Source organism: Mycobacteroides sp. PCS013, assembly GCF_049532645.1.
GTDB classification, from domain to species: Bacteria; Actinomycetota; Actinomycetes; order Mycobacteriales; family Mycobacteriaceae; genus Mycobacterium; species Mycobacterium gwanakae.
Window position 1 is genome coordinate 2681449 of the sequence record NZ_CP150131.1, and the last position, 25684, is coordinate 2707132.

Consider the following 25684-nt stretch of genomic DNA (forward strand, 5'->3'; position numbering starts at 1 on the left):
CTTCCAGATCGGCTATCGCCTGCAGCACTCGGGAATCCGCGCTCACCGCTCCCCCGCCGTTCGCTTGATTCGGCGGCGTTCCTTGGGGGTTGTGGCGCCCCATACGCCGAACTGCTCGTCGTTTTCCAACGCCCACTGCAGGCACTCGTCTCGCACAGGGCATCGCCGGCATGCCCATTTCGCGGCGCTCGCCGTTATGTAATCCTGTTCATCTGGGTAGAAGAATTCCGAAGTAGATTCAGCACAAACAGCATTAACCGCCCACTTCGGCGGGCTTCCGAGCGCTTGGATGCTCATTGAGTCCACCTCGCCGCGAATGTGGCGATGGCCTCAGCGCCGGTCTCAAGTCGGCAGTGTGGCTCGTAGTGGTCGGTGTGGCGCTTCTCGATCCACCAGGCGCCGTCCCGGTGTGTGATCTGCCAGGGGGCTGGCGGTCGCGGGGGCCTCGCCCGTGTATCGAAGTGCCGCAGCACGGTCTGGGGCGTGATCCCCATCGCGTCATCTCGACTCGCGGGCATGGCGACGAACGCTCCCGGTGAATTCACCTTGGCCACTCGCATCAGCTGCCGGTTCCCGCTCGGCATCACGAGGATGAACAGCTCGCCCTCGACAGCATCAGTCAGGGCTGGGCCCTGAGATCGCTTCTGCGCCTCGGATTCGTATTCTGCGCTCATCCGGCCGCCCTCCCGTGGTTCGCGTCGCTGTGGACGAGCTGAAGGGCTGTGGCGGCACCGTGGGTGCATTTCACGGCAGCGTCATCCGGGGAGTCCAGACGCCAACCCGCGCTGTCGCATTCGGAGCACTCCTGCCGATGAGCCAGGGCATCACGACGCTCGGCCCTGACGCGTCGGTACTCGGCCTCCGCCGCCGCGTCGTGAGCGCGCCGCGCGACCGCGCAGGCGCCACAGGGCAAGTCCGTTCCGTTCGGATGGCGATTGCAATATGGGGGCGGAACCGGCTCGGCGCTCTGGTGAGGTACCCCACTTACGTAATCACTCTGGGAGAGGGAGTTAGGAGTTGGAGAAGTAGAGGTAGTAGGGCTGGGGTTACACGAAGGGTTAGACGAACCCTCTCGGTAGCCGTTTCCTGAAGGGTTGAGCGAAGGTTTACCGGAAGGGTTGAGCAAGCGATCAGGCCGGGGGTTGGCGCCACCGTTGGGCCCGCGATTGAAGGGCGGAATATCGGCGGGATCTACGGCTTTCTGCACCAGCATCTTCTGGACCACATCACGGGTCCATGACGATAGATCGGGCTGGGCAGCGGCGAGCTTCTTGACCTCGTGTACGACCACGCCGCGCAGAGTCCGCGAGCCAAGACCCGCGCGGGCATTGGCCATTGCCACCGCCATGTTGGGGCTCTTCCACAGTCCGTCGTGCTTGATCCACGATCGCAGAAGGCACTCCTCGGTGTCGATATCCACGATCAGGAACAGGCCCGCCGCCAACGTGGCGGCGGCGGCTTCAATGCGCGCCGCGGTCCAGTCGCCGGCACTCTGTGCGAGCTTCCCCGAGTGCCACACGTGCGCGCCGCAATAGGACAGGCCCGGACTAGTCCAAAGCATCCAGTACAGCGCCTGAGCATCCACGGGGAGCTCCCGGAAGTCGTCGTCTCCCCAGATGTTCAGATTCACCCGGGCGTGGTCTCTAGCACCCATCAGACTCTCGGCTCTCTCGAGACAGGTGCAGCGATGACGCTCCGACCAGATTGTCGGTCCCGAGGGCTAGCGTTCACACGGTGCGCGACCGAACTGGAAGCAAGAACCCGAACTGGCGAGGCGGTCGCGTCATGTCCACTGGCGGATACTGGATGCTGAGAGTCCCAGGACACCCCATGGCGGATGCGCGGGGATATGTCTACGAGCACCGTCTCGTGGCGTCCCAGACGCTTGGACGACCACTTCGCAGGGGCGAAGTAGTACACCATGTCAACGAGGACAAACTCGACAATCGACCGGAAAATCTTGAGGTGCTGCAATCCATGGAGGCCCATAACGCCCAGCACCGGACCCGAATTGATCTGCGCGTTCCGGGGACCCCCAATCCCTATGTCGACTGCGAATGCGGTTGCGGGGACAAGATGCCCAGGTTCGACAGTGAGGGTCGGCCCCGGCGTTTCATGACTGGGCACTACATGCCACCGCGAAATAGTCTCGGGCAGTTTGAAGCCCTCCCCCGGACTACGCCCCCGTCGGACAAATATGTTGTCCCTCATTCAGTTCCCACTTTCAGGCCGACTCCAAATCCAGGGCAGTCGCATTGAACGAACTCATGCGCCGTGTGGTTCCACCCGCATTCGGTGCAGGCGAGGCATCTCGGCTTAGGTTTATCCTCAGACGCGTCGTAATCGTCGAGAGTGTTGGTGCAGATGCAGATCTGGTTGCCGGGCATCAGCACTCGCCCTTGAAGTCGGTCTCCGTGACCCGGTTGTACCAGTCGTTGGAATTGCCGAGGAATGATGTCGGGTATATCCGGGCCCATTCCCTAATATCCGATGGTTCGCCCTTGGGGTTCAGCACATTCCAGTAGAGCGTTCCATCGTCTCGCTGGGCGCGGATGGCGATCCGGCCGTCCTTATGGCGCCGTACAACCTCTGGAGGCTCGCCGAACCGGGACTGGTTCACCTTGGCCACGATCGTGCGGACAGCAGGCTCGCCAAGTGCGATTCCTCCTGGGGCCACAACGGCAACAAGCATCGCTAACTCATCAGCCGATAGCACCCACTGGCCGGGCACCTTCTGCTTCACCAAGACTGGCGAGTCATCTGCCTTGCTCTCCGAATCTTGCTGAGTCATGCCGCCTCTCCTTTCCGGTCCAGCTGGCGCTTCACCGATGCCAGCTGGATGTTCATGGCCGCCGCGATCTCCGCGTCGTCTTCACAGACCCACCGGTGGTCTTCGTATTCCTGCATCCACGTCGACTTGCCGCCGAGATCCGGTGCTGCAGCGGGGTCATCGATGGAGTCTTCGTCCCAGGCGAACGGAGGGTGCCAGGCCTTCTGGCTCGCGAGGGTTCGCAGGCGCTTCGAGGGACCAGGGGTCATCTGCAGTCGGCTGAACAACTGCGCGATCTCGCGAGCGCGACTAGTGGACACGGTGCTCCGATGGAGATGGTTCTCGAGAGTGGAAGGTGTTATCCCAATCTCTTTGGCAAGAAGAGGGATTGACCATCCAATGGCCGTCAGGGCCCGGAGGCGCCGCACTGTCCCCGTAGCGTCGATGGTCGCGGTGTGGCCAACTCGCATGGGAACAGCGAGGATCCGGGCGGCCGTGACCTTGAGCACGGCGGAATAGGAAGCATCGCGGATTCGATCCAGACCGCTGCGGCTGATGCCGGCTTGCTTGGCAATCTCTGCCCACGAATGCCCGACAGCGTGAAGCTGCGTGATGTGGTCCCTGACCGGCCCGGCGTCGACATACCCGCGGTCTGCGAGTTCATAGTGCGGATTGCAGAACCCTTGCCGGCGCCGGATCCCCGCTCGATGACAGTTGGGCCTTTTGCACTTCATGCCGCCTCCAGGTTTCCGTCGTTATCCAGCAGCACCCTCTGCGCGTGGCGGTAGAACACCGCGACGTCTGCGGGTTCGGCGTTCTGGTCCACGATGAAACCGAGCGCGCGGGCCTCCCCTCGTTCTCCCGTCTCCAGGAAGGTGTGGCACCAGGTGCACGCCATGAGTCCGTTGGCGGCCAGGCGCGACGAGTGGCGTTTCGTGCCGCCGTTGCCCCGCGGCCGCCGATGATGGCCGACCAGCTGACTCCCGCTGCCCTGACACACGTTGGGCCACTGGACCTCACACAGTCCTCCGCAGCGCTCGCGCATGAGCCGGAGTGCTTCGGGGGTGAACTCAGCGGTCATGCAACCTCACCACCGCTCCGGCATCCGTATGGCGAGCAGCCATCTGGGTCGCCGTCCTCGAACAAGTCCAGCTGCATGTCGGCGTACTCGGCGCGCGTCACGCGGTCGATCGGCGCCAGGTCCAACGGAACTCGTGAGCGGTGCAGGAATGCCTCGCCGTCCAGCGGACTCGCCGAAGCACCACCCTTGCGAATGCGCCGATCGAAGTCGACGGCGTCGGCCCATTGCTCGGGATGGTTGTCGCGCAGCTCGCGCCACTGGGCGTTGCCATGGAACGGGCAGCCGATGCATGCGCTCTTGGCGGTGTGGCCCCATCCGGCGCGTTCTAGCCAGCGCTGGCAGTCCTTGCGGGACATGCCTAGTTCCAGCAGGGGATAACGCGGCCAGGAGTAGTTCACGTCCAGCCGGTCGCGTACGCGGTGGATCTCGTCTGTGGAGAATCCGATCCACTGCTCGGCGTACACATCTCGCGGCACCGGTGTTGGGTGCGGGTAGCGCAGCAGCTCGCGAACCTTGACCTTGATCGGCTTGAGCTTGTACTCGCTGGTGCACTGGCGCCGCCCCATCCCATCACCGCCATCGGCGTTGCGGGTGAAGTACGGCACCGACACGAACCGGTGCGCCGGGTTGAGCGTGTCGGCCCGCAGGTTCCCCGACGACACCCGGTGCAGCGGGATGCCGACGCGGGCAAGCTCGACGGCGAGTCGGTCCACCTGTTCGTAGACCGCGGGCGGTTCCCAGCCGGTATCGGCGAACACCGCCGCGTCCAGGCCGGGCAACGTGCCGTCGCACGCCATGAGTGCCAGCACTGTCGACTGGACGCCAGCGCCGAGGGACAGCACGCGGATTGTGGGCCCGGTGTTCATGCCAGGCTCTCCACTCCCACTGTGATCAGGTCACGCGATGACGGCGGGGTGACCGCGTTTCCTGCCTGGCGGGCCTGCTCGCGCCGGTTGCCCTTGATCACGTAGTCGGCAGGGAAGTCCATAGAGCGCTTGAGTTCCCGTGGCTCCAGCATGCGGAACCAAACGTCATCGAGATTGAACGTCGGGCGCTCGGCCGCGAGTAGCGATTGGTGCCCTTCTGTGGTCAGGGTCCGCATTGGCTCGGCCACTGGGGTGACCATCTGCGCTGGGTTGCCGCGCGGCGTGTTGTTCCGCATCAGGAGCGCATGCCGCTCGATCGCGGTCACCGTTGACAACGGATCACCCGCTGGACGGGTGGCGCCGTTCCCGTAGTAGGTGGTCACCAAGCCGTGGTGGAATCCCGACGCGGTGACGGTCGACAGCGGCTCGGAAATAGCGCGAACATCGCTACTGCCTCCACGCAACTCGGCCATGAACGCCAACCCGGTCTCGTTGCGAGTCGTCATAGTGCGCATCGGACCTGACACCGGTTGCGCCTGCTTGCCCTCGCGCCCCTCTACCGGGATCGCCAGCGCCTTGGTGGTCTCATTGGCGGTGACGGTCGACAGCGGCTCGTCCAAACCGCGCACCCGGTAGTCGTGCCGACGCTCGACAATGAACGGTGCCCAGTAGCGCTCGATGCCGGCGCGAATGCGGTCCATGGTCTTCTCGGCCAGCGGCTTCTCCCGATCGCCGAGGCGCGTGCCGAGCATCGTCCAGTCGATGATCTCGGCCGCCGCGCGTACAGCCGGTTCGACGACCTGGTTGCGGCACTTGACGTTAGGGCACCGGTAGACGTACTGCTGGCGGTAGCGGCCGACGGTATTGCCGGGCTTCTTGAATACCTGCATGGCGTTGATGGGACCGCAGTCGGGGCAGATCGCCCGGGGCCGGACGACCCGCTCAAGATCGGGGGCCCGGTTGGCGCGTCGCCAGAACACGACGTACAGACGGTCGCGGGACTGCGGTGCACCGGACCCGCCGAGCTGGGCGTGCATCGAGTTGAGCATCACGAGCCGGTGGTTGTAGCCGAGGCTCTCCATCGCCGCTAGCCACGCGTGGAACGGCGCCCACTTCGCAGCTTCCACGACGTTCTCGACGAACACGACCTCGTAGTGGTGATACTCCGAGAACCGGACGACGTCCCACATGGTTGCACGGGAGCGCTCTGCGGCCTCGTCGGGCAGCGTGTCCCCGAACAGATCGGGCTGCATGTCGATCCGCTTGATTCCCTTGGCCTGTGAGTGGTTTGTGCATTCAGGTGAGAACCACCCGAATGTCGTCTTGGGGAAGTACTTGGGGTGGATCTGCGACAGGTCCGCGCAATAGTGGTCTGCGTCGGGATGGTTCTCGTTGTGCGTGTCTACTGCCAGCTGCCAGTGGTTGGCGGCTGCCCGGACTAACACACCTGGAACCTGAATGGCCCCGGTGCTGGAACCGCCCGCGCCGCAAAAGAAGTCCGTCATTGAGATGTGTGTGCTCACGAGGCGGTCACCTCAGCTTCGATGGCCTTCTTGATCCGCGTGGCGTGGGTCTTGATCAGATCGCCCAGCACGGTGGGATTGCCATCAGCATCGACCGTGGGGGCCACCGCAAGCCGGTTCCCGACAACCTCGTCGTAGAGGGCCTTGAGTTCGTCCATTGAGTCCATGGCCAGTGCGCGCTGGCGGTACTCGCGGGCCGTCGGGATCTTCTCTCCGTCGGATAACCACTCGCGTATGGCAATGGCCAGATCGTCTCCGGGCATGGGAATCACAGCCTTGGCCAGCGTGTGGATCCGCGACTTCACCACAGTGAGGGTGTTGTCCAGATCCATGTCGCCGACAAGGTCGAACTCGTACTCGATACCCTCGCGCTGCTCAGGCTTCATCCCCACCTTGCGGGGAACCTTCTTGCCGCGCTCGTTCTCCTCGATGACGTACTCGGTCTTAGAGCGCATCGTGACGATCAGATGACCCGGGAAAGCCACCAACGCGTCGACCATCCGGCGCTCCTCGGGGCGAACTTCCTTCCATCCCGAGAACGTGTTGCTTCCATGGGCCCTGCTGTCGACCTGCTCCAGCATCCCGTCGACCCCCATCCAGTAGTGCGACAGAGAATCGATAACGACACAGCCGAACTCAGCCCCGGCCGCGATCCCCAGCAGCTCGACCAGGGACAACGGCGCGTAGCTGTCGGGCTGCACGGTCTCGAAGTGCCAGCCGTTAAGGCCCACGTACTTCGACGCGCTACCCCGCTCGGTGTCGATGAACCCGACACTGTCGGACAGTGCCGTCGCCAACGCCAGCGCGGTGTACGTCTTGCCCGCCCCGGACGGCCCCGTGAGCGCGATGCGCGCGAACGCCGCCTCGCGGGTGGCGGGCTTGAAGGTGAGAGTCATTCGCTCACCGCATCCAGGTCCGTCGCGTCGTCCTCGATGAACCGCACCAGATCGGCCAGCGTCTTGTCCTCGAGCAGAGGCGCCAGGTGCTCGTCGGCGTCCTTCAACAGCCGAGTAGTGGTGTACGCAGTGGCCCGCTCCAACCCCACCCACGGGCAGACTTCGCCGTCATCGTCAATAAGCAAGCCGTCGGCCGCGGCCATCTTTGGCGTGATCTGGGCCAGGAATGATGGCCGCACAGCGGGAACGATCTCGGTAGGCCAACGCTGTTGGACCCACACAGCCAGCCGGTCAGGGTCCTCCACCTTGAGCTTGGCGCTGGGCTGCACTCGGGTGGTCGAGGAGAATTCGACTTTCTCGCCATCGATGACGACGTGACCCTTGACCCTCTCGTCTCCGAATTCGATATCGGCGCGCTCGTTGGCTTCCGCTTCGATCCTCTTGAGCTGCTTACGTACCCAGGAGATCAATCCGAGTGTCTGTGCAGCGTCTCTGCGCCTACTCATTCTTTGTCTCCCACCATTCCCATGACAGCTACCGCCATCTCTTCGGGCGGAAGCGAAATGCCTGTGCGCTCGAACACCACCTCCGGAGTTCCGGGGTAGATGCCCACACGCATTCCCTTGAACTTGTCGACTTCTGCTGTGTATACGGTCATGCCACTACCTCCTGATACATCACGCATGAGCACGGAACTGGTTGGGACCAAACCCCAGTGGCCATCCGGTACTGAATGACCCCATGGCCTTCGCACAGCAGGCACACGTCGCCATCGGCCTTCGCGTAGATGGCGCGCGCGCAGGCCACAGTCTCGATATCTGCCAGCGCTGCGTTGTCACGGATCAGCTCGGCCAACGAATCGTCAAAGTTCTGCAGGCTCATCGGCCACCGCACTCAAACCACAAGACCGCGGTCAAAAACGCGGTGAACAGCAGCATCCAGCCGATCGCGGTCCAGTTCTGGATCCGCAGCCGCGCAGCCTGTTTCGTACATGGAGCGCACGGCTTGAACGTCTGATGCACGGTGCACACCGGCACGGTCAGCTCGATCATTTGCCCTCCCCAGGCTGCGGATAGCCGGGGTGCTGTCCCGCCATGTGGCGCCCGAGGTTCACGAAAGATCGTTTGCAGCACGGGCATACGCCGTTGGCGATCCGCTTCTTGGTCTTGGTCAGCGTGCCCTTGGTAGCGGCGTGCGCGCGCCGCTCGGACTCCAGGCGCCGCTGCTCGAAACGGATGTCAGCCTCGCGGGCCTCAACCTGCCGCTGGAGCCGCTCGGCACGTTCACGTTGCTTCTCGGCCTCGGTCTTGCCGTAGTAGTGCTGACCGTGGCCAGCCGGGCAGTGGTAGGTCTTGTGGTCTTCCTTGCGGCGCCGCTGGAAATCAGACGGGACAGCGAAAGCCATGCTGCAGTTGCAGCAGTACTCGACCACCAGCTGCTCGGTGTACTGAACAGTGGTCATCACGCACCCGCCTTGAGTACGGCGCTGGCCTCATCGCGGCTATCGCGGTCGCAGAAAAACGTTTCAAGCGCGTCCTCGGCGTCACCATCGACACTCCAGGCGCATCGCGGGTCCGTGCCCGAGACCTGGACCGACTCACGCCAAGCCTTCTGATCGGCGACCAGCACCGCAATGCCGCGATTTCCCAATCTCTCGAACAAGTCGGCGATTTCCAGATCCAGGACGATGTTGACGACGTTCGGGGAGCATGCGCGCTCGGCTTTGTCGAACGCGGCCATTGCGTCGGCGAATGCCGGCGCCGGGTCGAATGTGATGGTCATGCCGCACGCCCCTGGCTCTGCTGCGGCGCCGAAGTGTAGGTATCGATGTACGACTTGAGCAGTGGCGCATGACGTTTGCACCACACCGACACCGAGCCCACGATGATCTGCGAGGACTGATCAAGGCTGTAGCCGCGCGTTGCCAGCGCCCGGTAGGAGTACCGGATACCCCCGAAAGTGGGCTGCGCGTCCAACTCGTTGCACACCCGCCAACCGCTGGTGGCCACGAAGTCGTCAGTCACCGGATCGGCGTGCGAGGGCGGCGAGGCCAGCAGCATCGCCGCGAGCGCGGCGACAGCCGCCAGCGCCACGGTGATCTTGTCGTAGCCGCTCACACGGCGCCGCCGGCGCGGTTGTGGCCTGCTCGGGATATGTTGGGTCACGCCAATTCCTCTCAGTAGGATTGGTTATCGAGATGGCCCCGGCGGGTTCATTGGCGTGAGGTTCGCCGGGGCCGTTTCTATTCAGTTGTGAAATCTGCTGTCGTACTCGGTTTTTCAGGCGCTGAGTAAGCGTCGACGGGATCGCCCGGATAGGCCGAGGGCTGTTGGATCTGCAATAGGGTCTGGCGCGGCCACCGGTGCCGACACGTTGGTGTATTTCGCAATCAGCGCGTCAAGCTGCTCGCGCGTGAGACGCCAATCGCGGCCTACGCGGTACCCGACCAACTCGCCGCGATTCAGCCGCTCACGTAGCCAGCGCTCAGGGTGCTTCCAGTGTTTCGGTAGTGCGGCGTCGGCGACCTCGGTCAGCGAGAATGTCTCGACACGCGGCAGGGTGGTCATACAGCTCCCCCGAGTTGGTCTGGTTCGGGCCAAGTGATCCGACTGGATCGCTCGACAACGGCTCTGGCGCCGTAGGATTCGAGAAGATTGACACGCTTCTGGGCCGTTCTGTAGGTGCGGTATACCTTGTTGGTTACCGGCCACACGAACTCGTCGGTGCCCATGATCTGCGTGTAGTTCCCGGCCGGGCGCCATCCTGGTGGGCGCCAACCGGGAACGGGTGACCAGATGGCGTCCTCGGGAAAGTCTGGATCTATCGCGGTGATGGGTTCGAAAGCGCCGTCGGGGTACCGGCTCACCCGCACGCGGTACAGGAATTCGCCATCGAATCGCATGCTCACGCGGGATCACCGCCCCGCAGCTCGCGCGGAAGGATGAGTGATCCATGATCAGCGACGTACTTGGTGATGCGTTTCCAGGCGTAGTTCTGACCGTCAGCAGTCAGCTTTCCGACCGCGTAGGCGTACCCGTTCTTCGCAACGTCCTTGTGGGTGAACGCAAGTCCGCGCTTGAGGGCGTCGGCGGTCGCGTGCCCGGTGTCGGTGCGCTCGCCCCGGATGAATAGACCGATGTGTCCGAGGAAGCGCATCACGTCGGCATGCCTGATGTCGATGCCCTGCTTGACACCCCATGCCTGTACCTCGCGCGCGAACTCCTGCCGGTGGATCGCCGAGTCGGACCCCGTGTGCGCCTCCGCCTTCGCAACCAGCGGGGCGTCACGCTCAATCGCAGCCTGGAGCACCTTCGATTTCAGCTCGGCCGCTTCGCGTGCATCCTCGGCGTCGATGACCATCTGCGCGAGCTGGCGTGTGTTTGGCAGCTCGATCACGGGCGCCGCATTCGCGAGCAGATATCGCATGGCATAGAACCCGGCGACAAGGCGCTTCTTGAAGTCGCGGACCACCTCGTTGTTGCGCATGTAGGTGATGAGCAACGCCGACTGCGGTTCATTCAGGACCGCGAACTCGGTGTCGCCGCCGCCGTGCTGGCCGACTTCTCTTGGTCGCGTTTGAAACGCGACCAAGTCGCCCAGTTCGTTGAGGTCATCCATGTTGGCCCGAATCAGGCCGAGCACATTCTTGTGCTGATTGCCCGTCTCAGCGGCGATCACCAACGACGTGGTGAAGGGCTCGCCGTCTGATCCAGCGAATACCAACTCGTTGTTGGTAGGTTCGAGATCTGACACGAAGTGTCCTTTCGTTGTCGGTGCCCTCACCCCTGGCCGGGTGGGGGCTTTTCTTATGCGGCTGATGTCCGCTTCTGCGGGTCGTTTGACATGCCAGTCATTGACATCCTGGGGTCAAAAAGGACCGCAGTGGGCACGTGAAGCGCCTCCGCGATGCGTTCGGCGAGGTCTGGTGTACAGCTACTGCGACGCCCGGCAAGGAGGTGCGAAATGAAGCCCTTGGAGCACCCCGAGTATCTAGCCAATCGCCCCAAGGAGAACTTGTCCTGCTCCATTAGCGCCCGCAGCGTGTCAGCGCTTCGGAGCTTCATCCAGGTCCCCTTTGGCCATCGATTGCGTTGCTTCATGAGTGTCCCCTAGTAGACGTCTATCTGTCAAGCATTACGGGTCAATCATGCGGCTACTGGTAGACGCTTGGCAAGTAGTCACACGCTTGTAGTTTCGCAGCCAGCGCATTTGCCCATGTAGCGGCGCTATTGATTGGTAGACGGTATGAGTTAGATTTTGTGTCAACCAGTGGTAGACGGTAGTGAGGTAGCGATGGTTGATACAGGGGACGGCAGTGTTCATGGTTCAGATGTGCCCACAATCCGTGACCTGATTCGCGAAGCTCTCGACGGAGGTAGTTCCGTCCGGAAACTCGCCGACGACTCCAACGGTCTGGTGAAGTTCCAGACCTTCCAGGAGTTGTCGAACGCGGCGCCGAGCCAGTTCCCCAAGGACGTCAAGACAGTCCGCGGCATGGCTTCGGCGCTAAGGGTTCCCGAGTCAACGATCGTCCTCGCCTACGCCAAAAGTCTGGGAATAGACGTGTCGGTCGAATCGGGAATTGCGGCCCGGATGCCCAAAGGGGCAGACGGGCTGGGCATCGAGATGCAGAACGCGCTGGTGTCGATAGTGCGCGCTGCCGTCAAGATGAACGGAGTTGACCATGCCGATCAACCAGAACCCGCCAATGATCCGCCCACGCAACCGGATGCATCGGCGCAAGACGTCGAAGACGAGGAGGTGAAGCACTACTACCTACTCCGGTACGAATCGAGCAATCCCGATGTGATCACCCAGACGCCTGGTGTCGATGCCCGCGATGACGGCGAAGCCCTTCATGAGCTCTACCGCAGCTTGCGCGTAGCCGGTGTGGAGATTGAACCCGGCAGCGACGCGACGGTCACGATCACTCAGCACAACGGGATCACAAGTTTGATCGGACTCGTACGCTCAGACACCAGCCCCACCCGTGAGGAGTACGTCATGGCGCGGCTACGTGAGCGGGCAGCCCAAGTGACAGATCCCGCGATGGGTAGTGGATTCCTACAAAAGGCGCGGCATGACAACTCGGCAGAGATCGTCCGCCCAGATCATTGGAACGAAGCTCCGCTACCTCCGTCTGCTGCCGAGGCAGACGCCGCATCCGAGGGTTACAAGCAGTCGGACACTGAGGACACCGCGGGGGCGCTCACGCACTACGTGGCGCTTGCCCGCGAGATCTTCCAGGACCTCGCCGACATAGACCCGTCACTGGACATGAGGGACCAAGCATCCAGCCTCGAACGGCTCATCGGGCCTGGGGCAAACCTGGTGGCACATTCGGCCTACATCAGCTCTATCGGCGCCATGCTCGACCGCGCGAGAGAACGGCTCATCGAATTCGCCGTCAAGCAACCCAGCGCGAAGAAACAGGCTGCAGCGATGATCGAACGACTAGAGGCTCACGCCAACTTGGCCCCCGTCGACGGCTAATTCACGCCGTCGCGAACAGGGTCGCCTGCTCCAAGGTCACAGGTTGTTTCTGGGCAGCGCTGTACCTCGGGAACGTGGGGGGCACCAGCGGGCGTTTCTTGGCGAGCAGGTCGGCAACCGTGATGTGTTGCAACCGCGGGTAGGTCTGGCCATTAGCAGGATGAGTGAAGACGCCGCCATGGTTAATGGCGTCAGTAACACCCTTGGTCGCAGGTGAAAGTGTGATGAGGACACCCATCTGCGCCTTCCGCGCTTCGACCGCGCCCAGCAACTCGCGCACCATCGCTGGCCCGATGTTCTTGCCGCCCTTCACTGAGACGATCAGCTTGCCAATCTGCCCCTTAGCGCCGAGCGGGAAGCGGGCTACCCCGTCAACACCCTTGTCTGCCACTTGCTTTCGATTAGCCTCGGCATTGATCATTGTTACTGCCCACGTCTCGAACTCCAACGGTGAGAGATCGAACAAGGCTCGTGCACCACGCAGGTCCTTCGGAATACCAGTTACCTTGATGTCCTTGAAGACATCCTTGCCGAAGGTGTACCCCAACCTCGTCGTAATCACGTCGATCGCCAACTGAGTGACATCGATCCCAATCCATTGCCGTCCCAACCGCTGGGCCGCATCGACCGTGGTGCCACACCCGCAGAAGGGATCAAGGACCACATCGCCCGGCTCGGTGGTCAACTTGATCAACCGATCCAGCAGGGCCAACGGCTTCTGTGTGGGATACCCGAGCCGCTCGGCAGCCCGCGAGTTGATCGGAGGTATGTCGGTCCACACGTCGCCAAGCGGTCGGCCGCGCTGCTCGCTGAGGTACCGCTTCATCTGAGGAACCCGGCCCGGTGCCGTTTGCACAACGATTCCGTCTTTGTATGCCTTCTGCATCCGCTCACGGGTCCATCGCCAGACGCGAGTAACGCCAAGAAACTCGTAGGTCAGATTTGGGCGGTCATGATTCGGGTTTATGAGGCTATCCAGTCGATACAGCCTTCCGTCGGCGTCCCGATTTCTGTATTTACTCTTCGTTTTCTCGTCGAGGTCATATTCGTCGTAGGGTTGAAATGCCGAATCCTCCATCCACTTCGGCGATTTCGTCTTCGAGTATCCGAGGATCACATCGTGATTCGACGGCAACCTTCGCGATTGAAGGCTCTTTCCTGTGCTGCGTTGCCAGATGATTTCATTCTGGTAGTTCTGGATGTCGAAGATCGCATCGAGGAGCACCTTCAGGTAGTGGCTCATCGTTGGATCACAATGCAGGAATAGCGAACCTGCGGGCTTAAGAACACGGTGCAGCTCCAGAAGACGAGGAGTCATGTTCGCCAGGTATGCCAGCGCCTCGCTCTCGCCGAGCAACGTGTAGTAGGCGGATAGAGCATCGGCGACTCGTGCAGGCGCGCTGTTCGATAATCCGCCGATAAGCACTTCCGTCTTGTGCGTCCACCTCCACGTGTCCTCGAACGCATCGCTTTGCGCGACCGACTCATCGTCGGCCCGGTTATTGCCGAAAATCACCGAATAGTTTCGGTTGGAGTTGAAGGGTGGATCCAGATAAATCAGATCCACTGATTCATCCGCGACGTGCTCATCTAGCACTTCGAGGTTATCGCCGAAATACAATCGGTTCACGTCGCTCACCTCAACATCCTTTAGTAGTTGGCACAATTGCCCATTTCGGATTGGAATCGAACGGTTACTGGTCCGTAGCAATCGATGAACAAACGGCCAGACTGGACGTTCGCCGCTGTTGGGCGCGCGCGCCAGCCATCCGAACGGAATAACAACCGTGTTATTCGAGGTCAGGGCATGTTTTTGTCGGTGGCCGTCTTTAAAGTTCCCGCCATGCACAGCGTGTGGCACCCGTGGAAGACCGCAGCGGAGCGGTATCCGCACATCAACATCGTCTGCAAACACCGACTCCCCCAGGGGATCCGGGGGTTGCTCAAAGGCGACACCATCTGGCTGTGCAACACCCTCACTCAGGCTGAACGCCGTTCCACACTTACTCATGAGTTGATCCATCTGGACCGCGGAGTCGTCGCACCGCCGCTGCGCCAGCGCGAGGAGTGGTACGTCGATGCCCTCGCGGCCCGACGACTCATCCCGCTGCCGGCGCTGTTGCGCGGACTGCAGCGCGCCCAGGACGATTACGAACTCGCCGAGGAACTTTGGACGGACGTGCATACCGTCCGTGTGCGGCGAGAAATCCTCACGGCGGGAGAGATCGCATGGATCGATCAACACCTAGACGATATGGAGATCGCATGAACATCGTGGAAGTACTTGAATTCGAACGGATCTGGTGGCAGTGCTCGGGATCTAAAGATGAGGCTATCCGTAGCAAGTTTGGCCTCACGCCTACTCGCTACTACCAGAAACTCAACCAGATGCTTGACGGCGACGACGCGCTCAAAGATGATCCGATCACGGTCAACCGGCTGCGCAGAATCCGCGCTGCGAAACGGCTGTAAGCAGGTTTCGGTTCGGCGTAGAGTGCCCTAGTCGGGGTTACTTACCGAGGGGTTCACATGAGAACGGTGACAGCGCTATGTGCACTTCTCTTCACAGTCGGCTTCACGGCACCATCAGCGATCGCCGACCCTGGTGTCACGCGGAACATCCCTGGGGATGGGGTATTTCGCGTCGGCGTTGATGTCGCCCCGGGCACCTACCGATCAGCAGGGGGAATCGGCGGCTACCCGTGCGGCTGGTACCGACGTAGCACCCTCGGCGTGAATGACAGCGTCATCGATGTTGGGTCGTCCACCGGTCAGCAGTTTGTGAAAATCGCCGCTACTGATGCGTCCTTTGAGTCGATCAACTGCCAAACCTGGACGATGGTCAGCGAGGGGCAATCAGCAAAACCTGCCGCATCTCAATCACCCCCAGAGCTCGGACAGTCTTGCAGCAATTCAGGACCCGCATTCATGACCTCATCATCAGGAGCGACGCTCGCGTGTGTGTATGCGGGACCAGGTGTCGCCCATTGGACCAATTCGATTACACCGATAGGGGTTCGAGAATCCGGCACACCGTGCGACAGCAGCGATTCCCGCCCCGCGGTGACCGCCGACGGGAGGCACGGTCTACTTTGCGTTAGTAACGGTCCCTCGGCGATCTGGTCGCCAGGCGCCTAGACCAGTGCCTTCTCCATAGCCTCGGCAGCCGCCCTCATCGAGGATCGATCGAGGTGTCCGTACGTGTTGACCGTTGTGGTGATGGACTCATGCCCGAGGTGCCGCTGGATGACCGGCAGCGGAACGCCGGCCGCGATGAGCCACGACGCGCAGGTGTGCCGCATATCGTGAATCCTTGGCCGCGGGTCAAGCTCAGCGCGCTCGACGGCCGGCGTCCAGACGTTTGCGCGGAAGTTCACAGCACGCACCGGGCCACCCTCGGCGCGTCGACCTCGCCCGGGGTTGGTGAACAGCCACTCCCCTGAGTAGTCGAGTTTCTCAAGCACCGACCCGGGAACGTTGATCGTGCGGACCGACCGCTTCGTCTTCGGTGGTCCGATGCGATATCCGTGGTTGTCGCGCCTCCACGCCCGCGTGATGCGGACGGTTCCAGCGTCGCGGTCCACGTCCGAGGGCTTGAGGGCGCTTACCTCACCCCAACGGGCTCCGGAGGTGACCAGGAACTCGGGCAGTGGGCGCCATGGCTCGGTGACCTGCTCGTTGAGATGGGCGAATTCGCTCTTGGTGAGGAAGACCATTTCGTGACCAATGCCGCGCGGCAGGCGGGTCCGGTCGGCCGGATTGCTGGCGATCTTCCCCGCAGCCACCGCCGTCGCCAGCGCGGCCGAGAGGAAGCCGTGCTTATTGGCGACGGTCTTGGCGGCGTGCTTATCTCCCAACGATTGCACCCACAGCGAGACGTCCTCCCGCGACAGTGCCTCTAGCGGCATCGCACCGAATGCGGGCTCGATGTCGTTCTTGAGATACCCGAGGTAGTCCTGAACGGTCCGTTGATCCACACCGGTCAGGTGCTCGATGTGATGCGTCACCCACTTCCCGACAGTCATGCCTGAGCGTGGTTCGGGTAGCGCAATGTTGTGCATCTGGAGTGCCCGCTCTGCGCCGTGGGCGTCAACGAGCGTTCGGAACGCCTCGGCGGCCCCTGGGCTCTCAAAAGTCAGCGAGAACTGGCGGCCGCCTATGCGGTAGAGCACGTCCCAGCATTCGCCGGATTTGAGCGACCGCGTACGAATCGACGCCATGCAACGGACCATATCACCGAAAGGTGTTGCATATGGCGTTGCATGGCGTTGCGTGATTGCATTACTGCTGTTCAAAGCGTATTTAATTGTGGAGCTGCCGGGAATTGAACCCGGGTCCAACGGCCGTTCATTAAGGCTTCTCCGTGCGCAGTTCGCTATGCCTCTACTTGGATCTCTCGGTCCCGCGAACAAGCCGAGATGACGATCCCAGTCGCTGTTTGATGTCCCCACGGGTCCCGCGACCGAACCCGTAGGTTTGTCCCTCTAGCTGATGCCAGGGTCCGGGCCGAGGGCGCTCCCGGTCTGACAGACACGCAGTCGCTTAGGCAGCGAGTGCGTAGTCGCGCTGATGAGAATCGGCGCTTAATTGGTTGCAATGACGCTTACGGTGGTCTCTTGCCTGCACCGGCACGCTTCCCTTAAGTCGAGACTCGCTGTCGAAACCTTTCAGCCCCGTCACCCCACCGACCTTCGGTGGGACACTCCATCGTACCGCCGCAGATCCATGAAGCCACCGAATTACCCGTCCACGCCACGGTAACGTGCGGGAAATCGCCAAACCTGGGGAGTCACCGCCATGCGCATGCTGCTGAGTACCTATGCCGCCGTTGCGGCCGGCGCGACCGTATTCGCTGCTCAGGCGTCCGCCGAGCCGTCAATACCCAGCCTTGACGGCTACACGGCGGTCGAGCCCACTGCCTTTGAGACGTACTCGGCGTACGCCACCACGGGTGTGCAGTTCCTCACCCCCGATGGCCTGCGCTGTCGCATCACCTCGAACTCCCGCGCCACCGGAGTCGACGGCACATGCTGGGGCAAGCTCCCCGGCGTCGCGGGTGACGAGAACGTCGCCGCAGTGTCGCTCAATACCCCGACCGCGAGCCTGACCCACATGCCCGATCTGGGCCAGCAGGAGATCGTCGCGCGGCCCGACGCCTCCCCCGCCGGACCGGCCCCGGTGGACCCCAGCGCCTATCGGCCGCTGACCTCTGGCCAGAAGATCACCTACGGACTCAAGGGCACCGACAAGGTGATCACCTGCGGCGTGAGTGATCAGCGCGAGACGATCTGCCTACTGCCCAACAATTTCACCGGTGACGGCCCGCACGGATTCGTGCTGTCCCCAGCAGGCAGCCGAGCGTTCTAGCCGTCGTCGCCGAGACCAAGGTTGTGGCGAAAAGATGCGAGACGAATCCGCCACAACCTTGGTCTCGGCGCGAAGGGGGGCGACGCGAAGGGGGGTCGACGCGGCGGGGCGGCGCGAAGGGGTCACGGCGCAGGAGCGCTCTAGCGCGCGTCTGCCAACACTTCCAGCGCGGCGTTGTATCCGGGGATGAAGGAAATCGCCGGTCCTCCATGACATCCCGCGCTCCCGAGATACAGGCCTTCGACGGGTAAGGGATCGCCCCGGTATCCGCGTGGCCCTGGTCTATTGACGCCGATCTGGTCCGCGTGAACCAGCCCGAAGCAGTAGTCGCCGCCCGGCGCCCCGAACATGGTGCCCATGTGGCGGGGCGTGAAGGTGGTGTGCCGCAACACCGTTTCCTTGAAGTTCGGTGCCAGCCGGGAGATCTTGTCCATCACCCGCTCCCCCATCTCCACCTTCATCTCTCCGTATCGGGCGTGCCCCGTCTCCACGGGGAACCACAATGCGAAGGCCGAAGCCGCGTGCTTACCCTCGGGCGCCAGCTGCGGGTCATGCAGGGACGGAATCTGGAACACCACCGCGGGATCGGCGGGCACCACACCCCGGCGACAGTCTTCCCACTGCGCCTGCAACTCCTCGGGCGTGCTGTACATCCCGACCGTCGATTGCATCTCCGGATCGTTCAGGTCCTGGTACGGCGCCGCGAACTCCGGCAGCGCGTCGAGAGCGAAGTGCATCTGCAGGTAGCTGCCCCGGTGATCGACCCGCGCGAATCGGTCCCGCTGATTGGGTGGAACAACCGCGGAGTCCAGCATCTCGACCATGGTGATATCCGGTGCGACGCACGAAATAACGACGGGCGCGGTGATTGTCGAGCCATCTTCCAAACCGACGCCGCTCACCCGGCCGTCGGACGTCAGGATTTGGGTCACCTTGCTGCGCAGCCGCACTTCACCGCCATGCCGAACCAAGAGCTCATGCAGATGCGACGTCAGCGCACCGATACCGCCTCGGAGCTTCTTCATCTGCAAGGCGGTCGCATCCGGCATCGCCAACCCGAAGGCCAGCGCGGCAGCGCTACCGGGGGTTTCGGGACCGCGGTAGGTCATGTTGAGCGCCAGAAACGCCAGCATTCCGCGCAGCACGCCATGTTTTTCTTTATCGGGAAAGTAGCGGTCCAGCACATCGGTAACCGATCCGAACAGCATGTCGTTGATGCTCGCCCTCTCGAATTCGTTTGTCGCGCAGGCGTACATCTCGTCAAATGTTTTCGGCGGCTGACCCACCTCAAATCGCCCCAACGCCCTCGTGGGCGCCTGGCTCCATGCCATGATCCCCGCCATGCCGTTGACCGCCTCGGCCCCGTGCACCTCGTTGAGATGGGTCAAAAGCTTTATCGGATCGCTGTAGTAGACAAGCGGCTCGTCTCCAATTCCCCTGAGCGCCACGGACACAACATCGAGGTCGACGGTCGGCAGCGTGTCGAGCCCGAGATCGCGACTCAAGACGGCAGATGTCGGAAACTGGACGGATCCGGCGATCTCGAATCGGTAGCCGTCGAACAGCTCCACCGTCGAGGCCATACCGCCGGCGTACAACTTTGCGTCGAGGCACAGGGTGTGCAGACCCGACTGTTGCAGCTTCGCCGCTGCGGTAAGTCCGTTGTGCCCCGCGCCGATCACGATCGCCTCGAAGTCCGCCATGCCTCACGCTGACACGGCGCCTAAGTTTTGTCAATAGTGACAAAACTTGGTTTCAGGAAGCGTCGCCAATTCCCGCCTTCAGGAAGTCCAGCGCGGTACGACTGAGCCGCGCAAGCTCCTCGGGCGAGCGATTCTCGCCCAGCATCCACGCGTCCATGGCGCCGAAGACTGCCGCCGCAATGCTGCGCGCTGTCACGGTATTGCGCAGGCGCACATCAGGATTAGTGTCGCCGTCACCATCGCGAACGAGATGTTCCTCGATCGCCTCGGCGAACTCGGCCTCAACCTGCCGGATATGCCGCACGATGCGCGCGCGGTCGAGCTCCTGGTTACGCAGCGTCGCGATCTTGACCACCGCGTCGACGTCATAGGGCGCACTGAAGATCGCCGACTCCACCGATTCCAGGATGGGCTCGCCGGGAATCCTGGCGTCCAGCGCGCTGCGAAACCATTCCAAACCGAGGTCGTAGTCCGGGAAGAGCAGGTCGTGCTTGGACTCGAAGTGACGATAGAAGGTACGTAACGAGACTCCGGCATCCGCGGCGATCTGCTCGACCGAGGTGTCCTCCACGCCCTGACCGAGAAAGCGCACGATCGCCGCCTGCCGAAGGGCGGCACGGGTCCGCTCACTGCGGACGGTCTGGGCCGGTCTGACCATGCTCGAAAGGTACCGCAAGGATCAATCAAGGCAAGTTATGTCACTATTGACAAAACTTCAGAGCGCTGTCAAGCTCCGGACATGGTGTCGCTCATCGTGCACGCGATCCTCGGAATCGCCGTCATCGCGCTCATCGTCGCCTCGAATCGACCGATATTCGCCCGAACCGCAACGGGTCCCGCGTTATCGCTGCTCGAAATCGTGTACTACGCCGTCGGCATTGCCTCGATCGCACTGGGCTGGTACTTCAACATCCGGTACGTCGCCGAGTACCACGTGTCAAACCCCATCACCGGGTGGATCGACTACATCAAGCTGATGTTCGTCAATCCCGCGGCCGGCTCGGCCAGTCAGGACTACACGATAGGCAATGTCATTCTGCTGCCGCTGATGACGATCATCGACGGGTACCGCCGCGGCATCCGGCGCCCATGGCTTTACTTCGTATCGAGCCTCTTCACGAGTTTCGCGTTCGCATGGGCCTTTTACCTGGTAACCGTCGAGCGCCAGCGCAGACACGAGAAGGCCTTGGCGGTGGCCGCGTAACCTGTTCGGGTTACATGCCTTTGGCGCGCCGTCCCAATTCGCGGGTGATCTCGCGGGTGGCGTCCCGCTTGGCCAGATCCTGACGCTTGTCGTGCGCCTGCTTACCGCGCGCCAACGCCAGCTCCACCTTGACCTTGCCGTCTAGGAAGTACAGCGACAACGGCACCAGCGTCAGGTTGCCATCGCGAACCTTGCCGACCAGCTGATCAATCTGCGCTCTGTGCAGCAATAGCTTCCGGTTCCGCAGCGGTGCGTGGTTGGTCCAGGTTCCGTGGTCGTACTGCGGGATATGCAACGCGCGCAGCCAGACCTCGCCATCATCGATGGTGGCGAAGGCGTCTACCAGAGAGGCCTTGCCCTCGCGAAGGGTCTTGACCTCGGTGCCCACCAGCTGCACCCCGGCCTCGTAGACGTCGAGGATCGAATAGTTGTGCCGAGCCTTGCGATTGGACGCGATGATCTGGCGCCCGTCGGTCGGTTTCTTACTCATCGCCAGGACCTATCTACGCACGTACAGACGCAAGGTCACATAGGCGGTCACTCCGGCCAGCAGAATGCCCAGCGCCGCCATCTGAATCGACGCGAGGAACACATCTCCATAGGTGATCGGGGCAATCAGGTTGGCCTGAATGAACTGTTCCAACGCGCCGTTGAGGATGGTCACCCGCGCCACGATCAGACCGATCACCGCCAGCGCGACACCGGCAAGCGCCGCGATCACCGCCTCCAACAGGAACGGCAGTTGCGTGTACCAACGGGTGGCACCCACCAGACGCATGATGCCCACCTCGGTGCGCCGGGTGTATGCGGCGACCTGAACCATGTTGGCGATCAACAGAACCGCGCCGACAGCCTGGACCAGCGCGATCATGAACGCCGCGTCACGCAGGCTGTTCAGTACCGCGAACAAGCGGTCGATCAGATCTTTCTGGTTGAGCACACCCTTCACACCGGGCTTGCCGACGAATGACTCGTCGAAATCTGCGTGCGTCTCCGGGTTCTTGAGCTTGACGATGAACGAGGCCGGGAACGCATCCTTGCTCACGTCCTTCATCAGGTCCCGGAACTGCGGCAGCCGCTTCTCCGCGTCCGCGTACGCGTCCTCGCGATTCACAAAGCGCACCGACTTGATATCGGAACGCTTCTCGATCTCGTCGCGCAGACCCTTGCAGATATCGCTGCTGCAGTCGGTGTCGCTGGCCGACAGGTCCTCGGTGAGGAAGATCTGCGTCTCCACGCGGTCCAGGTAGATGGCCTTAGAGTTCTTGGCCAGCGATATCACCAGCAGACCACCACCGAACAATCCGATCGCGATCGCGGTGGTGATGATCATCGCCACCGTCATGGTCACATTGCGACGCAGGCCGGTGAGGACCTCGTTGAACAGGAATCCAAATCGCATGTTCTATTCCACTTACCTATCTACCCCGTAGACACCGCGCTGCTCGTCGCGGATCAGCTTGCCGAGCTCCAACTCGATGACGCGCTGGCGCATCGAGTCGACGATGTGATGGTCATGTGTCGCCATCAACACGGTGGTGCCGGTGCGGTTGATCCGCTCCAACAGCGCCATGATGTCCTCACTGGTCTCGGGGTCCAGGTTTCCGGTCGGCTCATCAGCCAGCAGTACCAGCGGACGGTTGACGAACGCGCGCGCGATACCGACACGCTGCTGCTCGCCACCGGACAACTCCGAGGGCAGCCGGCTGGCCTTACCGGTCAGGTTCACCATCTCCAGTACCTCGGGCACGATGCGGTTGATGATGTCGGTCTGCTTGCCGATCACCTCAAGCGCGAAGGCCACGTTCTCGTAGACCGTCTTCTGCTGCAACAGCCGGAAGTCCTGGAAAACACAACCAATCGTCTGCCGAAGGTGCGGGATTTCGCGGCCGCGCAGCTTGTTGACGTGGAACTTGGAAACCTGGATTTCGCCCTTGGTGGGCAGCTCCTCGCCCAGCAGCAGCCGCATGAATGTCGACTTGCCCGAACCCGAAGGTCCGATGAGGAACACAAACTCACCCTTGTCGATCTCGAGGCTCACGTTGTCCAACGCGGGCCGAGCCGACGATTTGTAGAGCTTGGTTACCTTTTCGAGGCTGATCACGGCACGCCAGTCTAGCCGGGAAACCCGTGATGACCGTGAGGGCGCACTACGGCGCGGGGCTTGGAGGCGTCGCGGGAGGTGCACCCGGCGGCGGCGGAAGCTGCGGCGGGACCAGCCAGGGGGGCAACCATCCGGGTGGCGGAGGTGGGGTTGTCGTCGGGGGTGTCGGCGGCGTTCCGCTGGGTGTCAGCGTCGGAAATGTCGTGACGATGGTGTTCGTCGGCTCCGTCGTCGTGGTCGTGGTGGGCGCCGTAGTGGTCGTCGGACGCCTCGTGGTGCTGGGCACCGGTCGCGGCGTGGTGGTCGTGACGCTGGGCTTGGGCACCCAGGTGTATCCAGGCGGCGGCTGCGGAGGCGCCGGCTCCGGCTTGTTGATCTCGTAGAGCCAGCTCGCCGCGACGAACGCAAGAATGAGCATGGCGGTCGAGGTGCGGATCCTGACCTTTGCCCGGATCTTGGCCGCCGAGGACAGAAGCTTCTCCCAGAGCGGTTCCTGGCGAGGTTCACTCATTTGAGATCCTCGTCCCTCACAATCGGTTGGGGTTTGGTGTCAACGCCCTCGTCGCGGCCCTCCTCGCGCTTGGTCTCGCGTTTGAGCTCTCCGGAGCTCGAGGAGGACATGGTGCGCACCACCGGGCGGCTGTCCCCCACCAACGCCACGCCGGCCTTGGCCAGCGCCGCGATGACCTTGGCGCGCAGCCGCCGGCCCACCTCGAACTGCTTACCGGGCAGCGACCGCGCCACCATGCGCACGTTGACCCGGTCCACCTCGATGCTCTCCACACCCATCAGCGACGGGGCGTCGAGCAGCAGCTGCGACAGATCACGGTCCACCAGCGCCTGCTGGCAGACGTCGTACAACACATCGTTGACCCGGGCCAGGTCCACACTCGTGGGCACTGGGATATCGACGACCGCGCGGGCCCAGTCCTTCGACAAGTTGACCGCCTTGACGATCAACCCATTCGGAATGGTGATGACCTCGCCCTCGCTCGAACGCAACTTGGTCACCCGCAGGGTGACCTCCTCGACGGTCCCCCGCGATTCGGTGGTCTGCCCCTGCACGTAAAGCTCCACCAGATCACCGAAGCCGTACTGCTTTTCGGTGATGAGAAAGAAACCACTCAACAGGTCCTGGACGACGCGCTGAGCGCCGAAACCGAGCGCGCCACCGAGCACCGCGGCGGGACCTGCAAGCCCGCCTATCGAAATACCCAGCACCCCAACGACGTGCACGGTGGTGACGACAACGACCAGCACCACGACGATCCAGGAGACGACGGAGGCGAGTGCCTGGCGATGCTTACTGGCCTCGGAGCGCACCAGCGCATCGCTCTGCGTAAACGAACGGTCCAGCCGGCGGGTGATCTTGTGCGCGCCCCAGTTGATGAAGCGCACGAGGATCATCGCACCCAGGACGGCGATGACGATCTGCAGACCGCTATCGAGTAGCCAGCGGCCAACCTCGCTGGACCACAGGGTGTTCCAGCGCTCGTGGAGGCGAAGGCTCGCCGCGTTGAACTCGGTGGCGCTAGTCATCGCGCCTATTGCGCCACCGAATTCCCGCCTCGATGAATCCGTCGATGTCCCCGTCCAGTACCGCCGCGGGATTACCTACCTCGTACTCGGTACGGAGGTCCTTGACCATCTGATACGGCTGCAGCACGTAGGAGCGCATCTGGGTGCCCCAGGAACTGCCGCCATCACCCTTGAGCGCATCCATCTCGGCACGCTCCTCCTGCCGCTTACGCTCCAGCAGCCTGGCCTGCAGCACGCGCATCGCCGCGACCTTGTTCTGCAGCTGCGACTTCTCGTTCTGGCAGGTGACGACGATCCCCGTCGGGATGTGAGTCAAACGCACCGCCGAGTCGGTGGTGTTCACCGACTGACCACCCGGGCCGCTCGATCGGTACACGTCGACGCGCAGATCGCCTTCGGGAATCTCGATGTGATCGGTCGTCTCCACCACCGGCAGCACCTCGACATCAGCGAACGAAGTCTGCCGCCGGCTCTGGTTGTCGAACGGGCTGATTCGCACCAACCGGTGCGTGCCCTGCTCGACCGACAGTGTGCCGTAGGCGAAGGGTGCGTGCACTGCGAAGGTCGCGCTCTTGATACCCGCCTCTTCGGCGTAGGAGGTGTCGAAAACCTCGACGGGATATTTGTGCGCCTCGGCCCAGCGGATGTACATGCGCATGAGCATTTCGGCCCAGTCCGCGGCGTCCACACCGCCGGCACCGGACCGGATGGTGACCACGGCTTCGCGTTCGTCGTACTCGCCCGACAGCAGCGTCCGAACCTCCATGGCCTCGATGTCCTCACGCAGCTTGGCGCGGTCGGCATCGGCCTCTGCCACCACCGAGGGGTCATCGCCTTCCTCGGCGAGCTCATAGAGCACGGGCAGATCGTCGAGACGCTGCCGCAGTGCTTCCACACGCCGCAGCTCACCTTGTGCGTGCGAGAGCTGGCTGGTCACCTGCTGGGCGCGCGCCTGGTCATCCCACAGGTTGGGGTCGGCGGCAGCTTCTTCGAGTGTCTTGATCCGCGCACGCAGACCGTCGACGTCGAGCACCCGCTCCACCGTGGTGAGGGTCGTGTCGAGGTCAGCGATGTCGGCTTGGCAGTCCAGATCCACAACTGTTCAGGCTACCGGGCTGACGGAGCGCAACATTCCGAC

General features: G+C 62.6%; 36 protein-coding genes and 1 other RNA gene. 6 read left to right on the plus strand and 31 right to left on the minus strand.

Annotated features, from left to right (window positions below):
• Positions 1 to 42 precede the first annotated feature (42 nt).
• From RHO23_RS13230 to RHO23_RS13240, 3 genes are read right to left on the minus strand one after another with little or no spacing between them, the layout of a single operon-like run.
• Positions 43 to 297: a WhiB family transcriptional regulator gene (locus RHO23_RS13230; RefSeq protein ID WP_423487912.1), complete on the minus strand. Its 255-nt coding sequence runs from the start codon at positions 295 to 297 to the stop codon at positions 43 to 45.
• The gene (locus RHO23_RS13235; protein WP_423487913.1) at positions 294 to 674 is read right to left on the minus strand and encodes a hypothetical protein; all 381 of its coding nucleotides are present in this window, start codon (positions 672 to 674) and stop codon (positions 294 to 296) included. Before RHO23_RS13235 ends, RHO23_RS13230 begins: the two co-directional genes overlap by 4 nt.
• A complete protein-coding gene (locus tag RHO23_RS13240; protein WP_423487914.1) occupies positions 671 to 1654 on the minus strand; it encodes a hypothetical protein in 984 nt (327 codons plus the stop codon). Before RHO23_RS13240 ends, RHO23_RS13235 begins: the two co-directional genes overlap by 4 nt.
• Positions 1655 to 1830: 176 nt before the next feature.
• Here RHO23_RS13240 and RHO23_RS13245 point away from each other — a divergent pair, with 176 nt between their 5' ends.
• Entirely contained in the window at positions 1831 to 2259 is a 429-nt protein-coding gene (locus RHO23_RS13245; RefSeq protein ID WP_423487915.1) for an HNH endonuclease, read from the plus strand.
• Positions 2260 to 2386: 127 nt separating this feature from the next.
• Here RHO23_RS13245 and RHO23_RS13250 read toward each other — a convergent pair whose 3' ends face one another.
• The 17 genes from RHO23_RS13250 to RHO23_RS13330 form a co-directional block, all read right to left on the minus strand.
• Entirely contained in the window at positions 2387 to 2791 is a 405-nt protein-coding gene (locus RHO23_RS13250; protein ID WP_423487916.1) for a hypothetical protein, read from the minus strand.
• Positions 2788 to 3090 (minus strand): hypothetical protein, encoded by a 303-nt coding sequence (locus RHO23_RS13255; protein ID WP_423487917.1) that lies wholly within the window; start codon positions 3088 to 3090, stop codon positions 2788 to 2790. Before RHO23_RS13255 ends, RHO23_RS13250 begins: the two co-directional genes overlap by 4 nt.
• A 410-nt stretch (positions 3091 to 3500) precedes the next feature.
• Positions 3501 to 3851: a hypothetical protein gene (locus RHO23_RS13260; RefSeq protein ID WP_423487918.1), complete on the minus strand. Its 351-nt coding sequence runs from the start codon at positions 3849 to 3851 to the stop codon at positions 3501 to 3503.
• The gene (locus RHO23_RS13265) at positions 3848 to 4717 is read right to left on the minus strand and encodes a hypothetical protein (RefSeq protein ID WP_423487919.1); all 870 of its coding nucleotides are present in this window, start codon (positions 4715 to 4717) and stop codon (positions 3848 to 3850) included. The genes RHO23_RS13260 and RHO23_RS13265 overlap by 4 nt, the downstream gene beginning before the upstream one ends.
• Positions 4714 to 6240: a DNA cytosine methyltransferase gene (locus tag RHO23_RS13270; protein WP_423487920.1), complete on the minus strand. Its 1527-nt coding sequence runs from the start codon at positions 6238 to 6240 to the stop codon at positions 4714 to 4716. Before RHO23_RS13270 ends, RHO23_RS13265 begins: the two co-directional genes overlap by 4 nt.
• Positions 6237 to 7136: an ATP-binding protein gene (locus RHO23_RS13275; RefSeq protein WP_423487921.1), complete on the minus strand. Its 900-nt coding sequence runs from the start codon at positions 7134 to 7136 to the stop codon at positions 6237 to 6239. The genes RHO23_RS13270 and RHO23_RS13275 overlap by 4 nt, the downstream gene beginning before the upstream one ends.
• Positions 7133 to 7642, minus strand: coding sequence for a hypothetical protein (locus RHO23_RS13280; RefSeq protein WP_423487922.1), 510 nt, complete (start codon positions 7640 to 7642; stop codon positions 7133 to 7135). Before RHO23_RS13280 ends, RHO23_RS13275 begins: the two co-directional genes overlap by 4 nt.
• A complete protein-coding gene (locus RHO23_RS13285; protein WP_423487923.1) occupies positions 7639 to 7794 on the minus strand; it encodes a hypothetical protein in 156 nt (51 codons plus the stop codon). The genes RHO23_RS13280 and RHO23_RS13285 overlap by 4 nt, the downstream gene beginning before the upstream one ends.
• Positions 7791 to 8018, minus strand: a complete 228-nt coding sequence (locus RHO23_RS13290; protein WP_423487924.1) for a hypothetical protein — start codon at positions 8016 to 8018, stop codon at positions 7791 to 7793. The genes RHO23_RS13285 and RHO23_RS13290 overlap by 4 nt, the downstream gene beginning before the upstream one ends.
• Entirely contained in the window at positions 8015 to 8188 is a 174-nt protein-coding gene (locus RHO23_RS13295) for a hypothetical protein (protein WP_423487925.1), read from the minus strand. The genes RHO23_RS13290 and RHO23_RS13295 overlap by 4 nt, the downstream gene beginning before the upstream one ends.
• The gene (locus RHO23_RS13300) at positions 8185 to 8598 is read right to left on the minus strand and encodes a hypothetical protein (RefSeq protein ID WP_423487926.1); all 414 of its coding nucleotides are present in this window, start codon (positions 8596 to 8598) and stop codon (positions 8185 to 8187) included. Before RHO23_RS13300 ends, RHO23_RS13295 begins: the two co-directional genes overlap by 4 nt.
• Positions 8598 to 8918 (minus strand): hypothetical protein, encoded by a 321-nt coding sequence (locus RHO23_RS13305; protein ID WP_423487927.1) that lies wholly within the window; start codon positions 8916 to 8918, stop codon positions 8598 to 8600. The genes RHO23_RS13300 and RHO23_RS13305 overlap by 1 nt, the downstream gene beginning before the upstream one ends.
• Positions 8915 to 9301: a DUF732 domain-containing protein gene (locus RHO23_RS13310; protein ID WP_423487928.1), complete on the minus strand. Its 387-nt coding sequence runs from the start codon at positions 9299 to 9301 to the stop codon at positions 8915 to 8917. Before RHO23_RS13310 ends, RHO23_RS13305 begins: the two co-directional genes overlap by 4 nt.
• A 114-nt stretch (positions 9302 to 9415) precedes the next feature.
• Positions 9416 to 9703, minus strand: a complete 288-nt coding sequence (locus tag RHO23_RS13315; protein WP_423487929.1) for a DNA-binding protein — start codon at positions 9701 to 9703, stop codon at positions 9416 to 9418.
• Positions 9700 to 10038 (minus strand): hypothetical protein, encoded by a 339-nt coding sequence (locus tag RHO23_RS13320; RefSeq protein ID WP_423489232.1) that lies wholly within the window; start codon positions 10036 to 10038, stop codon positions 9700 to 9702. Before RHO23_RS13320 ends, RHO23_RS13315 begins: the two co-directional genes overlap by 4 nt.
• 2 nt (positions 10039 to 10040) lie before the next feature.
• The gene (locus RHO23_RS13325) at positions 10041 to 10889 is read right to left on the minus strand and encodes a Rha family transcriptional regulator (protein ID WP_423487930.1); all 849 of its coding nucleotides are present in this window, start codon (positions 10887 to 10889) and stop codon (positions 10041 to 10043) included.
• Between the two features lie 53 nt (positions 10890 to 10942).
• The gene (locus RHO23_RS13330) at positions 10943 to 11236 is read right to left on the minus strand and encodes a helix-turn-helix domain-containing protein (protein ID WP_423487931.1); all 294 of its coding nucleotides are present in this window, start codon (positions 11234 to 11236) and stop codon (positions 10943 to 10945) included.
• Positions 11237 to 11468: 232 nt separating this feature from the next.
• Between RHO23_RS13330 and RHO23_RS13335 the strand changes: the two genes are divergently transcribed.
• Entirely contained in the window at positions 11469 to 12629 is a 1161-nt protein-coding gene (locus RHO23_RS13335) for a hypothetical protein (protein ID WP_423487932.1), read from the plus strand.
• 1 nt (position 12630) lies between these two features.
• Here the strand turns inward: RHO23_RS13335 and RHO23_RS13340 are convergent, their stop codons facing one another.
• Positions 12631 to 14268: a DNA methyltransferase gene (locus tag RHO23_RS13340; RefSeq protein WP_423487933.1), complete on the minus strand. Its 1638-nt coding sequence runs from the start codon at positions 14266 to 14268 to the stop codon at positions 12631 to 12633.
• Between the two features lie 204 nt (positions 14269 to 14472).
• Here RHO23_RS13340 and RHO23_RS13345 point away from each other — a divergent pair, with 204 nt between their 5' ends.
• Together RHO23_RS13345 and RHO23_RS13350 are read left to right on the plus strand one after the other, a co-directional pair.
• A complete protein-coding gene (locus RHO23_RS13345) occupies positions 14473 to 14898 on the plus strand; it encodes a hypothetical protein (RefSeq protein ID WP_423487934.1) in 426 nt (141 codons plus the stop codon).
• Positions 14895 to 15101 carry a DUF3263 domain-containing protein gene (locus tag RHO23_RS13350; protein WP_423487935.1) on the plus strand — a complete coding sequence of 69 codons (207 nt, stop codon included), beginning with the start codon at positions 14895 to 14897 and terminating at the stop codon, positions 15099 to 15101. Before RHO23_RS13345 ends, RHO23_RS13350 begins: the two co-directional genes overlap by 4 nt.
• A gap of 662 nt (positions 15102 to 15763) precedes the next feature.
• Here RHO23_RS13350 and RHO23_RS13355 read toward each other — a convergent pair.
• Together RHO23_RS13355 and ssrA are read right to left on the minus strand one after the other, a co-directional pair.
• Positions 15764 to 16849 carry a tyrosine-type recombinase/integrase gene (locus RHO23_RS13355; RefSeq protein WP_423487936.1) on the minus strand — a complete coding sequence of 362 codons (1086 nt, stop codon included), beginning with the start codon at positions 16847 to 16849 and terminating at the stop codon, positions 15764 to 15766.
• An 86-nt stretch (positions 16850 to 16935) separates the two neighbouring features.
• Positions 16936 to 17304, minus strand: a transfer-messenger RNA (tmRNA) gene (gene ssrA / locus RHO23_RS13360).
• A 122-nt stretch (positions 17305 to 17426) separates the two neighbouring features.
• On the opposite strand from ssrA, the gene RHO23_RS13365 reads away from it, so the two are divergent.
• A complete protein-coding gene (locus RHO23_RS13365) occupies positions 17427 to 17996 on the plus strand; it encodes a hypothetical protein (protein ID WP_070915071.1) in 570 nt (189 codons plus the stop codon).
• Positions 17997 to 18136: 140 nt separating this feature from the next.
• Here the strand turns inward: RHO23_RS13365 and RHO23_RS13370 are convergent, their stop codons facing one another.
• Both RHO23_RS13370 and RHO23_RS13375 read right to left on the minus strand, forming a co-directional pair.
• Positions 18137 to 19699, minus strand: a complete 1563-nt coding sequence (locus RHO23_RS13370) for a phytoene desaturase family protein (protein WP_423487937.1) — start codon at positions 19697 to 19699, stop codon at positions 18137 to 18139.
• 52 nt (positions 19700 to 19751) lie between these two features.
• Complete coding sequence (locus RHO23_RS13375) at positions 19752 to 20357, minus strand: TetR/AcrR family transcriptional regulator (RefSeq protein WP_070919378.1); 606 nt, start codon at positions 20355 to 20357, stop codon at positions 19752 to 19754.
• A gap of 81 nt (positions 20358 to 20438) precedes the next feature.
• Here RHO23_RS13375 and RHO23_RS13380 point away from each other — a divergent pair, with 81 nt between their 5' ends.
• On the plus strand, positions 20439 to 20903 hold the full coding sequence (locus RHO23_RS13380; protein ID WP_057964390.1) for a DUF2834 domain-containing protein: 465 nt from the start codon (positions 20439 to 20441) through the stop codon (positions 20901 to 20903).
• 10 nt (positions 20904 to 20913) lie between these two features.
• Here the strand turns inward: RHO23_RS13380 and smpB are convergent, their stop codons facing one another.
• The 6 genes from smpB to prfB are packed head-to-tail and all read right to left on the minus strand — an operon-like array spanning position 20914 to position 25642.
• On the minus strand, positions 20914 to 21393 hold the full coding sequence (gene smpB, locus RHO23_RS13385) for an SsrA-binding protein SmpB (RefSeq protein WP_030096994.1): 480 nt from the start codon (positions 21391 to 21393) through the stop codon (positions 20914 to 20916).
• Between the two features lie 9 nt (positions 21394 to 21402).
• A complete protein-coding gene (gene ftsX / locus RHO23_RS13390; protein ID WP_030096993.1) occupies positions 21403 to 22305 on the minus strand; it encodes a permease-like cell division protein FtsX in 903 nt (300 codons plus the stop codon).
• Positions 22306 to 22317: 12 nt separating this feature from the next.
• The gene (gene ftsE, locus RHO23_RS13395) at positions 22318 to 23007 is read right to left on the minus strand and encodes a cell division ATP-binding protein FtsE (RefSeq protein ID WP_064409347.1); all 690 of its coding nucleotides are present in this window, start codon (positions 23005 to 23007) and stop codon (positions 22318 to 22320) included.
• A gap of 46 nt (positions 23008 to 23053) precedes the next feature.
• The gene (locus RHO23_RS13400; RefSeq protein ID WP_109398796.1) at positions 23054 to 23518 is read right to left on the minus strand and encodes a hypothetical protein; all 465 of its coding nucleotides are present in this window, start codon (positions 23516 to 23518) and stop codon (positions 23054 to 23056) included.
• The gene (locus RHO23_RS13405; RefSeq protein WP_064409348.1) at positions 23515 to 24546 is read right to left on the minus strand and encodes a mechanosensitive ion channel family protein; all 1032 of its coding nucleotides are present in this window, start codon (positions 24544 to 24546) and stop codon (positions 23515 to 23517) included. The genes RHO23_RS13400 and RHO23_RS13405 overlap by 4 nt, the downstream gene beginning before the upstream one ends.
• A complete protein-coding gene (gene prfB, locus RHO23_RS13410; RefSeq protein WP_217339255.1) occupies positions 24539 to 25642 on the minus strand; it encodes a peptide chain release factor 2 in 1104 nt (367 codons plus the stop codon). Before prfB ends, RHO23_RS13405 begins: the two co-directional genes overlap by 8 nt.
• Positions 25643 to 25684: the final 42 nt, after the last annotated feature.